The 13,765-nt window shown below is 46.7% G+C and carries 10 protein-coding genes; 7 read left to right on the top strand and 3 right to left on the bottom strand.

What is annotated here, in order from left to right; all coding sequences use genetic code 11:
- The first annotated feature begins 299 nt into the window (after positions 1-299).
- On the top strand, positions 300-824 hold the full coding sequence (locus tag H065_RS0118925) for a shikimate kinase (protein WP_017814653.1): 525 nt from the start codon (positions 300-302) through the stop codon (positions 822-824).
- Between the two features lie 91 nt (positions 825-915).
- On the opposite strand, the gene H065_RS0118930 is transcribed toward H065_RS0118925, so the two are convergent.
- Positions 916-1,221 carry a rhodanese-like domain-containing protein gene (locus H065_RS0118930; RefSeq protein ID WP_017814654.1) on the bottom strand — a complete coding sequence of 102 codons (306 nt, stop codon included), beginning with the start codon at positions 1,219-1,221 and terminating at the stop codon, positions 916-918.
- A 190-nt stretch (positions 1,222-1,411) separates the two neighbouring features.
- On the opposite strand from H065_RS0118930, the gene aroA reads away from it, so the two are divergent.
- The 4 genes from aroA to ptsP all read left to right on the top strand — a co-directional run bounded on the left by aroA (position 1,412) and on the right by ptsP (position 7,211).
- Positions 1,412-2,701: a 3-phosphoshikimate 1-carboxyvinyltransferase gene (gene aroA / locus H065_RS0118935; RefSeq protein ID WP_017814655.1), complete on the top strand. Its 1,290-nt coding sequence runs from the start codon at positions 1,412-1,414 to the stop codon at positions 2,699-2,701.
- 36 nt (positions 2,702-2,737) lie between these two features.
- Positions 2,738-3,169, top strand: a complete 432-nt coding sequence (locus H065_RS0118940) for a CoA-binding protein (protein ID WP_017814656.1) — start codon at positions 2,738-2,740, stop codon at positions 3,167-3,169.
- Between the two features lie 395 nt (positions 3,170-3,564).
- Positions 3,565-5,445: a glucose PTS transporter subunit IIA gene (locus H065_RS0118945; protein WP_017814657.1), complete on the top strand. Its 1,881-nt coding sequence runs from the start codon at positions 3,565-3,567 to the stop codon at positions 5,443-5,445.
- The gene (ptsP, locus tag H065_RS0118950; protein WP_017814658.1) at positions 5,442-7,211 is read left to right on the top strand and encodes a phosphoenolpyruvate--protein phosphotransferase; all 1,770 of its coding nucleotides are present in this window, start codon (positions 5,442-5,444) and stop codon (positions 7,209-7,211) included. The genes H065_RS0118945 and ptsP overlap by 4 nt, the downstream gene beginning before the upstream one ends.
- A gap of 75 nt (positions 7,212-7,286) precedes the next feature.
- Here ptsP and H065_RS0118955 read toward each other — a convergent pair whose 3' ends face one another.
- Positions 7,287-7,814 (bottom strand): type 1 glutamine amidotransferase domain-containing protein, encoded by a 528-nt coding sequence (locus tag H065_RS0118955; protein WP_026136337.1) that lies wholly within the window; start codon positions 7,812-7,814, stop codon positions 7,287-7,289.
- 359 nt (positions 7,815-8,173) lie between these two features.
- Between H065_RS0118955 and ytxJ the strand changes: the two genes are divergently transcribed.
- Together ytxJ and ccpA are read left to right on the top strand one after the other, a co-directional pair.
- Positions 8,174-8,515 (top strand): bacillithiol system redox-active protein YtxJ, encoded by a 342-nt coding sequence (gene ytxJ, locus H065_RS0118960; RefSeq protein WP_017814660.1) that lies wholly within the window; start codon positions 8,174-8,176, stop codon positions 8,513-8,515.
- A 116-nt stretch (positions 8,516-8,631) separates the two neighbouring features.
- A complete protein-coding gene (gene ccpA / locus H065_RS0118965) occupies positions 8,632-9,636 on the top strand; it encodes a catabolite control protein A (protein WP_017814661.1) in 1,005 nt (334 codons plus the stop codon).
- 439 nt (positions 9,637-10,075) lie between these two features.
- On the opposite strand, the gene H065_RS0118970 is transcribed toward ccpA, so the two are convergent.
- Positions 10,076-13,195, bottom strand: coding sequence for a transglycosylase domain-containing protein (locus H065_RS0118970; protein WP_017814662.1), 3,120 nt, complete (start codon positions 13,193-13,195; stop codon positions 10,076-10,078).
- Between the last annotated feature and the right edge of the window lie 570 nt (positions 13,196-13,765).

The following is a 13,765-nucleotide window of genomic DNA, read 5'->3' on the forward strand; positions in this document are numbered from 1 at the left end:
TATTAAATTGCCCACTCTCCATTTGCGAGGGACTTGATATTTGCAAATCGCACGGAACAAAGGGGAGGAAAAATGCCATAAGGCAGACATTGAAGAGGGGAGTTTTTACCACCATCCCTACCTATTCGGTCAAAACTCCCCTCTTCACCGGAGGCCGCTGGCATTTTCCTCCCCGGAGTGGTCCATCTGCGATCTGCAACGATCCATCCCTCACCTCCCACCTTCTAAAGGATTGTCTAAACTTTCCCGCGTATGTTATGATGTGTGGAATAAAACAGATGCTGAAAGAGGTGTGTATATTGCATCAGGAAAGTGAAATTCAGCATTCCAATATCATTCTCGTCGGTATGATGGGGACAGGCAAAACGACTGTAGGTACGCTGCTGGCTGAACAGCTATCTTATCCGCTCGTGGATATGGATACGATCATTGCCGAGAGAGAAGGAATATCGGTACAGGAGATTTTTCGTACCAAAGGTGAAGCCTATTTCCGTGATTTGGAGAGTCGGGTGCTGGAAGAGATGCTTCAATCGACCGGTCAGGTGATTTCTACCGGAGGCGGATGCGTACTGCGTGAGCTGAATCGTGCCATTATGCTGGATAAAGGACTGGTTGTAGCGCTGACAGCCGATGTCGATCATATTGTGGGTCGTGTGGCAGGCGACAATAATCGTCCGCTGCTTGCTGGTGACACGAGAGAACGAGTACAGACCATTATGGAGGAACGCAAAGATGCTTATCACTTTGCTCACGTAACAGTGGATACATCGCTGTTAACCCCGGAAGAAGTCGTTTCTTGCGTTTTAGCACGTTACCGCGTCTAAGCTTTTTAGGTTTTAGGCAGAGAAGTAAAGGGGATATGTTATAGAGAATGATGGAGCAGCAAATCGAAGACTGACATAAAAAAAGGAAGGCTTATTCGCCTTCCATCCAGTCAATCATACCGCCCGACATGTTGAGGCAGTTATCATAGCCATTCTGGATTAGATACTCACGTACACGTTCACTGCGCGCACCGCTGCGGCAGATTAGAACGGTCTGAACATCTGGATCGATCTCTTCCATTCGTACCGGAATCTGATTCATGGGAATATGTCGTGCCCCTTCGATCATGCCATAAATGACTTCGTCATGCTCGCGTACATCGATCAGCTGCAGCTTTTCACCATCCGCTAACCGCTGACGCAGTTCGTCTGTTGTAATTTGTGTTTCGTTAGCCATAATATGTTTTACCCCTATTCGTTGAGTTTTGGAATAATTATCAAGAGCAGATAGTAATACTGCTTAAAAATTAAAATGATCTGTGTTCATCATACCGAGCATCATATGCACTGTCAATTTGACAGCTGTTCCGGCGTAATTTGAGTTCTATCATGCGATTATTATTTTGTCTAAATAAGGAGAATGAATCATGGATGTTATCGTTACCCCTACCCCCGTATTAAAAGGAGAGATTGGAGCTTTATCCTCCAAAAACTATACGACTCGTTACCTGCTGGTTGCCGCTCTGGCAGAAGGTACCAGTACAATCCATTTCCCGGCACACAGTGAAGACAGTGATGCCATGCGCCGCTGTATCCGCGATCTGGGAGCAATACTGGAAGAAGATGAAGAAAAGATTGTTATTACCGGTTTTGGCAGCAAGCCACGTGATGTAAAAGAACTGAATGTAGGCAACGCCGGTGCGGTACTACGCTTCTTGATGGCGATTGCAGCGCTGTGCCCGGAGGTTACCTTTGTCAATACATATCCGGATTCACTGGGTAAACGTCCGCATGATGATCTGATTGAATCGCTCGGTCAGCTGGGGGTACAGGTAGAGCATCAGCAGGGACGTCTTCCGATTACCATTCGCGGTGGACAACCCAAAGGTGGCAAAATTACTGTCTCCGGTAGTGTCAGCTCCCAGTATCTGAGTGCGTTGTTGTTCCTGACTCCGCTGCTGGAAGAAGACAGCGAGATTACAGTGCTGCATGATCTGAAATCCAAAGTGGTCGTTGGACAAACGCTTGAAGTATTGTCCCAGGCAGGTATCGTTATCGAAGCGAGTGAAGATCTGATGCACTATCGTGTACCGGGCCGACAACAGTACAAGGCGCAGGAATATACCGTGCAGGGAGACTATCCTGGTTCGGCAGCCGTATTGGCCGCTGCAGCCGTAACCCGGTCCGATGTAACGATTCACCGTCTGCCGGTAGAGAGCAAACAGGGAGAAAAAGCAGTCGTCGATGTGCTTCAGATGATGCAGGTACCTCTTACTCATGAAAACGGAATTGTACATGTACAGGGTAATGGTCATCTCAAAGCAGTAGAGTTTGATGGCGATGCTGCCACCGATGCTGTACTGGCCATGGTAGCTGCTGCTGTATTTGCCGAGGGCACTTCACGTTTCTATAATGTAGAGAATCTGCGCTACAAGGAATGTGACCGGATTACTGATTATTTGAATGAACTGCGCAAAGCCGGGGCTAATGTAGAAGAGAAGCAGGCAGAAATTATCGTACATGGCCGTCCGGAAGGCGTTGAAGGTGGCGTTACGATCGATGCGCATTATGATCATCGCGTTATCATGGCCCTGTCGATTGTTGGACTGCGTGCCAAAGCCCCGATCCGTATTCAGGATGCTCATCATGTAGCAAAGTCCTACCCGCAGTACTTTGATCATATTCAGGCGCTTGGTGCCAAGGTAGAATGGGTATAAAGTTGAATATCCCATGTAATAAAGGAGGCGGACAGGATGGCTTTTGAGAATCCTTCCAGAGAAGAAATTAAGAAATTACTTGAAGAGGTAGGTACGATCGCTGTAGTAGGGCTGTCGGACAAGCCTGATCGTACTTCATATATGGTAGCAGGCGCTATGCAAAGCCGCGGCTACCGCATTATCCCGGTTAATCCAATGGCAGCCGGTCAACAGATTCTTGGCGAGACCTGTTATGCTAGTCTTCGAGATATTCCGGAGCCAGTCGATATGGTCAATGTATTCCGCCGTAGTGAGTTCTGTGCCGAAGTGGCACAGGAAGCGGCAGATGTTCATGCCCGTACGCTGTGGCTGCAGCTGGGTGTATTCAGTGAGGAAGCGGCAGAGATTGCCCGTCAGCATGAGATGAATATCATTATGGACCGCTGTATCAAAGTCGAAGAAGCTATTTTGCGTCCGGTTCGGAGCTAGAAAGCATGGAGCCAGCTACAAATCTGAACGGTTTGGCTGAATGTGATGTTCGGGTACTTTCATGCTCAACCTGTAAAGATCGCCGATGGTTGTTTAAATAATATGTTGTTTAAATAATATTCGAAATCCAGCTAATCGCATATCATTTTTAAAATGCACCCTTTAAAATGAACAGGGGACTCCTTTTGAGGTGATCCAATGAACATTTGGGGTGCATTTTTGCTGCAATGATTGCGGGTATATATCGATAGCAAAATAGTATAAAATCAGCGTATATAAGGTTCTTTTGATGAAGTATTCCGATCCGCTGAAAACCGGCGTTACAAAATGCATAAACTGCTTTGACAAATGCATATCAACAGCGTACCATCAGGTATAGGAAGGGGGAAGGCGCGTTGAACTGGCTAGGTTCCCTGCAGCAGTTCGGAAGGGCAATTATGCTGCCAACGATGGTACTTCCAGCTGCAGCCATACTGCTCAGTGTTGGCGGACTACCGTGGGATACATGGGGTGCACCTGTGATCTCGGAAGTCGCTACTGTAGCAGGACAGAGTATCTTTCACTATTTACCTTTCATTTTTGCGATAGGCGTCGCGTTGGGACTTGCCAATCAGGAAGGCCCCGCCGGTCTGGCTGCATTTGCCGGTATGGCGTTATACGACTATGTCATTCGGCATTTTAGCAGTGAATTAATCCAGCCTTCCACATTAATCGGCATCATTATAGGTGTTATTGCCGGGGCGGCCTACAGGCGGTTCAAAAATGTGCGGCTTCCTGAAGCGATCCAGTTTTTTGGCGGATCGCGTTTTGTTCTTTTATTTATGGGATTATTCTCATCCTTGTTTGCCTGTCTGATGCTGTGGATGGCTCCATTGCTTCAGAATGTACTAAATGGGCTGACCTGGGTGTTATCTACGATGGGCGGTCTGGGATTGTTCCTGTACGGAGCATTATACCGTGTACTGTCGGCTTTTGGGCTGCATCATCTGCTCAATAATATTTTCTGGTTTCAGATTGGATCGTATGAAGCACATGGAGATATAGTGCAGGGTGATCTTCCGCGCTTTTTCAGTGGTGATCCGACGGCGGGCATCTATATGGCAGGACTATATCCGGTTATGATGTTTGCATTGCCTGCGGCTGCGCTGGCTATTATTCATGAAGCAAGAGAAGATCTCAAACCCAAAGTCCGTAAAACGTTTATGCGGGCAGCGCTTGTCTGCTTTTTGACTGGTGTATCCGAGCAGATTGAGTTTGCGTTTCTGTTTGCTTCGCCGGGCTTGTTCATGATTCATATTTTTCTGTCCGGACTGGCGATGTGGATTACGTATGCGCTGGATATCCACCATGGATTCTCTTATTCTGCCGGTGTGATTGATTATGTGCTTAATTATCATTTGTCTACCAACGCCTGGCTGCTTATACCGATTGGTATCGCCTATGCGCTGGTCTATTATGCCATTTTCCGGTTTGCTATTCGAAGGTTCCGGATTCCGACACCCGGACGCGAAGAAGCCTCGACACTGGGAGATTGGGTCGGGAATATTCCGTATCAGGCGCCGCTAATTTTGCAGGCACTGGGTGGCAAGGACAACGTTATACAGGTGGAAGCATGTATTACTCGTCTACGTCTCACGGTAGTGAATGATCGTCTACTGGATAACCGGGCGCTCAAGGAATTGGGCTCGGCCGGGCTGATCAAGCTTGGTGGAGGCAATGTACAGATTGTATTCGGTACATACTCCGAACTGATTCGCGAAGAAATTCGCAAACTCATGGATCACGATCTGTCTCATGTGAAATTCTGTGCTCCGGTACAGGGTCGTATGATTCCGCTCGCGGAAGTGCCGGATCAGATTTTTGCCGGCAAACTGGTTGGTGAGGGAGTTGCCTTTGTTCCCGAGAGCGGTGAACTGGTAGCACCTGTAGCGGGTACGATTATTCATATGTACCCAACTATGCATGCACTGGGTATACGAACAGTAGAAGGGGTGGAAATTCTGCTTCATATCGGAATTGATACATCCCAGCAAAAGGGATGTTTTGAAGCTTTTGTTGCTGCCGGAGATGTTATCGAACCCGGTCAGCTGTTAATCAAGTTTGATCTCGATACCTTGCAAAAAAACGCACCGTCTCTTGCGACACCTATGGTAATTACGAACCCTGACCGTGTACGATCCTGGAGCTATGCTCCATTCAAACAGGTGAAAAAAGGACAGGGTACAGTAATGTCGGTCGTACTGCATGATAAGAACGGTGGGGAGGAAAAAGCATGATTCAGGGAATTGCGGCTGCTGCTGGAGTAGCCATTGGAAAAGCATTTGTACTGCCTACCTGGGAATGGGATGTACCCGATCAGAAGCTGGATACTGTCGATTTGACCCAGGAGTTTGAACGTTTATACGAAGGAATCCGTACATCCAAGCACGAGATCGAGTCGATGAAAAATGAGTTCGAGGAAATTGCGGGTCCGGAAGAATCCAGCATTTTCGATGCACATATTGCTATTCTGGAAGATCCCGAGTTTATGAATGAGATCCGGGGGCTGATCGAGCGTCAGTACAAGGCAGCTGAAGTTGCCGTACAGGAAGCCACGGACCATTTTGTGACGATGTTCGATCTGCTGGATGATGAATATATGAAGGAACGTGCAGCCGATATCAAGGATGTAGGCAATCGCCTGCTCAAGCATCTGCTGGGCGCACCGGAAGTGACACTTCCAACCGATACACAGCCCTATGTTCTGGTCGCCAAGGAACTGCCACCTTCGCAGTTGGTGCATTTGAATCCACAGCATGTACTGGGCATCGTAACGATGATGGGCGGCAAAACATCCCATTCAGCCATTATGGCCCGTGCACTCGGTATTCCACTCGTATCCGGTCTGGAGAATGAGCTGGAGTCTCTGATCCAGACAGGTGAAATGGTCGTGGTCGACGGTGACCAGGGCAGAGTATATGTGGAGCCCGATGCACAGATCATAGAATCCTATCAGCGTCTGCGTACCGAGCAGCAGCAGCGCAAGCGTCAACTGGCACTGCTCACGTCAGTAGAGCCGGTTACATCAGATGGCATGAAGATGCGTCTGTCTGCCAATATCAGCTCTATCAAGGAACTGGATATTGCACTGAATCATGGAGCCGAAGGTGTGGGACTATTCCGCACCGAATTTATGTATATGGACCGGAAATCATTGCCGGAAGAGCAGGAACAGTTTGAGATTTACCGACTGGTAGTAGAGAAGTCCAAAAGTCAGCCAGTTGTCATTCGTACACTGGACATTGGCGGCGACAAGGAACTTGATTATTTCGAGCTGCCCGAAGAAGAAAATCCATTCCTTGGTTACCGGGCTATTCGTATCTGTCTGGATCATCCGGAGATGTTCAGAACCCAGCTACGTGCTATTTTGCGTGCAAGTGCCTACGGCAAAGTTAAAATCATGTATCCGATGATCTCTTCCCTGGAAGAATTGCGCCGGGCGAACGCGGCATTGAAGCAAGCCAAGCAGGAACTGGATCAACGTAAAGAACACTATGATCCCGATATCGAAGTAGGAATTATGATTGAAGTTCCGGCTGCTGTTGCTATTGCAGATCTACTGGCCGATGAATGCGATTTTTTCAGTATCGGCAGTAATGATCTGGTACAGTATGTGCTTGCGGTAGACCGGATGAACGAGCATATCGCGCATATGTATAATCCGTATCATCCTGCTGTGCTGCGTATGCTGCGAGCGACGGTGGAAGCAGCCCGTGCCAGTGGCATTCCGGTAAGTATCTGCGGAGAGATGGCAGGAGACGAGCGTTCTCTGCCATTTTGGATGCATCTCGGTGTACAGCAGTTGAGTATGTCGCCGCAATCACTGCTGCGCATCAAGCAATCCATTTTGCACACTTCATCAACCGAAGCAGCACAGCAAGCTGCCCGCTGGATGAAGCTCAAGACGGCTGCCGAGATCGAGCAGGAGATGAGCCGTTATAACACAGCACTGCACGAATTGATTGCTGCTGACGAACAGCTCGCCTGCTCGCCAATATCCTGAGAGAATCGTCATAATCTATAACAACAATAACCGCTCCCTATATTAATGGGAGCGGTTATTGTTGTTTAAATACGCTTATTCACCTGCAAGTGCATCGCAGAATGCTTTACCATAAGGAGGCAGATCAGGTGGACGACGTGCTGAGATAATATGTCCATCAACCACAACCGCTTCGTCTTTCCAGATAGCCCCGGCGTTTTCCATATCGTCACGGATGCCTGGAGTGGAAGTGACGGTTACGCCCTTCAAAATATGAGCAGAAATCAAAACCCAGCCTGCATGACAGATCTGACCGATCGGCTTGCGTGCTTCGTTCATCTCGCGTACCAGTTCCAGCACTTTCGGATAACGACGCAATTTGTCCGGCGCCCATCCGCCAGGAACGAGTATGCCATCATAATCGGCACTATCGAGTTCGTCAAAGCTGTACTCGGCTTCGGCAGGTACACCATATTTGCCGATATACTTTTTGCCTTTTTCGGCGCCGGCAAGATGGACTTCAGCCCCTTCTTCGCGTACGCGATATACCGGAACCCATAATTCCAGATCCTCGAATTCCTCATCAACCAGAGCAATAACCTTTTTCCCTGCTAATCTCATTATGAACTTCCTTTCTTTACCAATCAGTATTGGGATAAAAATAATAGCTTGATTCAGTCATATGGCCTGCGGCTATGGGCTATATTGTAACAAAATAACAAAAATCAATCAAAATTGAAGTGATTTTGTTGTTTCATTAACCTCATGATAAGGATAATTAGATATAATTGCTGCTAATTGTATACTCTATGAAATATAAATGAGAATGTTCATGAAAGTGACTTTCAAGCGTAGAACCCGAAAAAAGCGGTAACAATGACAAAAAAATAGATTTTTCGGCCGTTTTTTGGTAAGATACTTATGATAGTTAATCATGAAAACGTTCTTACATTCTGGATAGCAAAAAAGGGGATGTGTGGATAATGGCAAATGTAAATCAACTGACAACGATCGATCAATTACAGGAAGCTCTCGACCACACTACAGAGAGACCACTTCTTGTCTTTAAACATAGTACCCGTTGTCCGATTAGTGCAGGCGCATATAGTGAATTTCAATCTTACCTCGGTGGCAGTCCCAGCGAAGAGGTGGATTACGGATTGATTTATGTGGTGGAGAATCGTGATGTTTCCAACGCGGCAGCAGAGAAGCTGGAACTTAAGCATGAGTCACCACAGGCTATATTGATCAAAAACGGAGAACCGGTATGGAATACATCGCATTCCCGTATTACTTCAGGCGCGTTACGTGAGGCACTATCCTAAGCATCATTTCATATGATTGCATACCATAGTGTTTTATCGTATCATGAACGTAATTGAAAAATTAAGAAAAATGTTGAAAATGTAACGAAAATTTATTGGTAATGGAGAGAAGGCACGTGACAGTAACTATTTACGATGTAGCACGCGAAGCTGGCGTATCCATGGCTACCGTATCCCGGGTAGTAAATAATAACCCTAACGTCAAACCACAGACCCGCAAAAAGGTCTATGAAGCGATTGAACGTCTGGGTTATCGCCCGAATGCCGTAGCACGTGGACTGGCAAGCAAGAAGACAACAACCGTAGGTGTTGTTATTCCCGATATTTCAAATTCAATCTTTGCCGAAATCGCTCGTGGTATCGAGGATATTGCAAATATGTACCATTATAATATTATCCTGTGTAATGCCGACAAGAAAAAGGAAAAAGAGATTCGCGTTGTGAATACCCTGCTGGAGAAACAGGTAGATGGCCTGTTATTCATGGGTGGAACCGTAACCGAAGATCATCTGCAAGCGTTTCAGACGGCTGCAGTACCTATCGTATTGTGCGCGACACGTGACGAAGAAGGCATCATTCCTTCTGTAGACATCGATCATGAGCAGGCTGCATTCGATGCAGTAAATACACTTATTCGTCATGGACACCGTGAAATTGCGATGATTAGTGGTACGCTGCAGGATCCGGCGAATGGTTATTCCCGTTTCCAGGGTTACAAAAAGGCACTGGAAGCCGCTAATATCGAATACAAAGAAGACTGGGTACGTATCGGTAATTATCGTTACGAGTCCGGCGTGGAAGCGATGAAGTACTTTATCGGCCTCAAAAAACGTCCGACAGCTATTTTCGCGGCAACCGATGAAATGGCAATTGGTGCTATTCACAGCATTCAGGATGAAGGACTGAAAGTGCCAGATGACTTCTCTGTTATTTCTGTCGATAACATTCGTATGGCATCCATGGTACGTCCACAACTAACGACTGTTGCACAGCCAATGTATGATTTGGGTGCAGTAGCTATGCGTCTGCTGACCAAGCTGATGAAAAAGGAAAACGTAGATAATCCTCGCGTGATTCTGCCTCACGAGACAATCTTGCGTCTATCCGTTAATCAGCGTTAATTTCAAATAATAGATATAATTAGAATGCAAAAAACCTCCTAATTCTATATAGAATAGGAGGTTTTTTTGCGTGAACAAGGCAAAATAAACGAGCTGATTTGATCATCCATATGAAAGTCTGATATCTTGCTTCGCTAGACGTAGATAATATACAAAATATGTACAGATACAGATCTAGACTTAGATACAAAACTTAAGTTGTAATGTATCTATATCGCATCTGTACTGACATTACCAAAGAAGCGATATAGCAGAAATGTATTTGTAAAATGAGATATTCATCAACTCAACAATCATCAAAAAGCGCATGCTCCTGAAATCAGTAGATTTCGGAACATGCGCTTTGGATGGTGAAGAGACTTGGTTCAATGGTTTAGTGGAGTGACAAGTTTTGTAGCTGTGATTTAACCAAGGATTATAGGGCTGTCAGATCATAAGTTTATTCTTTGTATGCTACAGCGGAAGACGGCGCAGAGGACTGATCGCCATTTACAGCAACAACATAAAAGAATCCTTTGATCTTAGTGCCTGTGTTGTACTGGTAAGCAGGATCTTTGACATCCCCGACCAGGCTGTAGGGACCGCCACTGGAGTGACTGAAATACACCTTGTAGCTGGTGGTTGTCTTGGATGATGCTTTCCAGGTCAGATTGGCAATACCCGAGCCTCCTGATTGAACACTGAGCGAAGAAGGTGTCTCCGGTGCACCGCCATCATCTGACGGTTTATCACTTTGTTCACCATCATTCTCATCGGCTGAACCATCACCAAGCTCACTGCCTTCCATTGGTTGATCATCCGGAACAACTTCTTCCTCTACAGGTACAGGACTGTAGCTCACCGCACCACTGGAAGCTGATTCATGACCGCCAACATCCACGGCAGTCACGTAGAAGGATGAAGCACCATCGCCCGGTACGCTGGAGCTAAAGTAATTGCTGCCCAGCTGAATCGATTTCTGATACTGATACGATCCGCCGCCAGTAGAACGATAGAGACGATATCCGACTACATCCGCGGAACCACTGGAGTTAAAGGTAATGCTGGCACTACCACCACTGATCGAGATACGTACATTGCTTGGAGCAGCTGGTGCACTGCCATCATCCCTGCGCGGGTCAACAGCTGTCGGTGCATCTGCACCTGCATCTTCCGGCAGATAATGACTAAGTGAATATCTGGCACCAGAAGACCTGGACAATGCTTTTTGCAGATCTTTGATCAGTTGTGAAATAGGCATTTCACGTTTGACAACTGTACGCTGATTGACCATATCATCCGGCGTACTGTCCTGCGGAATATAGTTTACACCGTTATAGGTAATATATTTGGCATAGGATACACCATCATCAAAGTCTTTGGGTACAAACTTGGCATTAAAAATATCGGTAACCAGCTTGCCGGATCGCCGTGTAGCGCTGGTCGGCAGCTTGCCGCTATAACCCGATACAGTCTGGGTTACAATGCCGTCCGGTTTGGTAAAGGAATCGGTCTTGAACAGCTCCGGATCACTGTCCGTCACTCTGTTCATAATCGTTGCCCAGAGTGTACGGGCACGCTTTTTGCCATCCTCGGACAGCGTATTAACAGGTTCACGATAACCTGCCCATACGCCAAGCGTTACATCCGGTGTAAAGCCCATAAACCATACATCTGCATAGTTCTGGGTAGATCCTGTTTTACCGGCAATCGGAATTTTGCCGTATTTGTTAAACAGGCTTTGCAGGGAACGTCCTGTTCCATCAGAACCCGAGATAACCGTACGCAGCATATCGGTCATCAGATACGCTGTCTGCTTGGAGTAGACACGTGTAGGCTCTGCTTTGTGTTGATAGACTACATTACCATATGGATCCACAATTTTGCTGATCATATAGGAATCATTGAATACACCCTGGTTTGGAATAGAGCCGTATGCATTGGTGAGTTCTTCAACAGTTACCCCATATTTTAAACCTCCGAGTACGCCGGTCTGAGCGGAATAATCATCCTGGGTAATCGTAGTAATGCCGAGTTTTTTGGCAAATGCCCATGCTTTGGCAATGCCGACTTTCTGGTTGAATACTTTTAGGGCAGGCAGGTTGAGAGATTCATTCAGCGCTGTACGTGCAGTAACCAGACCCTGGTAACGCCCATTGGCATTACCAGGAATATGATATCCTCTGCTGCCATTTTCCATAATGAGCGGTGCATCATCCAGAATGCTCGCCGGCTGTACTGCTCCGGAATCGAGTCCCGGCAGGTAGGCGGCAATAGGCTTCATTGTTGAGCCGGGCTGCCTTGTCATCTGGGTCGCATAGTTCATCTGTTCTTCCTGGAAGCTGCGACCTTCAATCATACCGAGAATTGCCCCGGTCTTGTGATTGATCATCATTGCTGCCGTTTGTTCTTTTCCTTTGCTGCTGCTATCAGGTGAGAAATTGCTGCTGTCCGCTGCAATTTCATGCATGGTGTTATAGACCGTTTTGTTGATCGTCGTATACACACGGTAGCCACCTGTAAGCAGTTTTTGCCGTGATTCTTCCAATAACTCATTATATTCCTGGGAAGAAACTTTGGCTTTATCCAGATCAGGATTATTCAGCTTCAGCAGAATCTGGGCACCCTGACGCTCAGTCTCCATCATCAGATAAGGATACGTAGAGTAGGCTTTGGATGTTGGTTTGGCAAGAGCTCCTTTGATATCAAAAGCAAGAGCTTCGCGATACTGCTGATTTGTAATTTTGCCCAGCTCATTCATACGTTTCAGTACCAGCTGCTGGCGCTCTACAGCACGTTTGAAGCCGGCCTCGTTGAAACTGCCGCCGCTGTTAAACGCAGAATAGGCAGTTGGAAGCTGGGGCAGACCTGCCATATAGGCAGCTTCTGCAATATTGACTTCATTCAGATCATTAATACCGAAAATTCCTTTGGCGGCTGCCTTGATACCAAAAATATTGTATCCACTGGAGCCTTTACCGAAAGGCATTTTATTCAGATACGCTGTTAAAATCTCATCTTTGGTCAGGAAACGCTCGATCCGCATGGATAACAGCATTTCTTTGATTTTGCGGTCGTTGGTCTTATCCGCACTCAGAAATACCCGTCTTGCTAACTGCTGGGTGAGCGTACTACCGCCAGTCTGAACCGATTCATTCAGCACTTTCTGTTTGACGGCGCGAAGTGTACCATTCATATCCACACCCATATGTTCATAAAACCGGTTGTCTTCTATGGATATAATAGCATTGATAACGGATTGCGGAATTTGATCAAAAGTAACAAGTCTCCGGTCTTCCTCTGTTCTGAGCTGACCAATTGGAGAAGCATCACTAAAATAGGCAAAGCCGGTTACTGCATTTTCATCAATCGACTTTACAATTTCTGCACGCGAACGTACGGGTTCATCTTTTACAATGGAAGAGACGTAGCCCAGCAAAATACCACCAGCGAACAGACAGAAGGTAAAGCCTGCGATCAAGATCCACTTGATGGTTGTCCAGATCCTGCGGCCCCGAGAACGGGTACCGGCGGAACGGTCAGGTTTTTTTGTTGGACGAATGTCCTTCTTTTCAGCCATGATTCTTCCCCCTTTTACCAGCCACTATTATAGCATAAAACATGAGTCTACAATCAGTTTCTTACGACCGATAAGCAGCAGATAGGCACAAAGTCGGAAGTCGTAGCGTTGACTTGATTGTATGAGTGTGATATAAACGTAATATCTTTACAGCAAGTTTTCGACAATTGGATATGGCAAAGGCTGAGAAAGACACCCAGTAGAAGTGAAGATCATCCTGAATCAGAGAGCCGGTGGTTGGTGCGAACCGGAGAGGACTTCCTTTGAATTACAGGTCTGGAGCCGTCCGGTGAAAATGCAGACATAACCTTCGTCAGGATATGAAGCACATATAAGCCAGGACCGGAATGAATGTTCCGTTATAAATAATGAAGTGAGAATCCGGAGAAGACGTCTTTGGGATCGGCAGCTGTACTATAGCAGTCGATTGCTGGACGATCGGATCAGGTTCTAATTAGGGTGGTAACGCGAGACCTGCTCGTCCCTTTATAGGGGTGGACAGGTCTTTTTTGCGTTCATAAATAATCTCGCAAGCCTGTCTGTCCTATCAGGAACCGATTTATTCAGGAT

The sequence above is a fragment of the Paenibacillus shenyangensis genome (assembly GCF_000346635.1).
GTDB lineage: Bacteria > Bacillota > Bacilli > Paenibacillales > Paenibacillaceae > Saccharibacillus > Saccharibacillus dauci.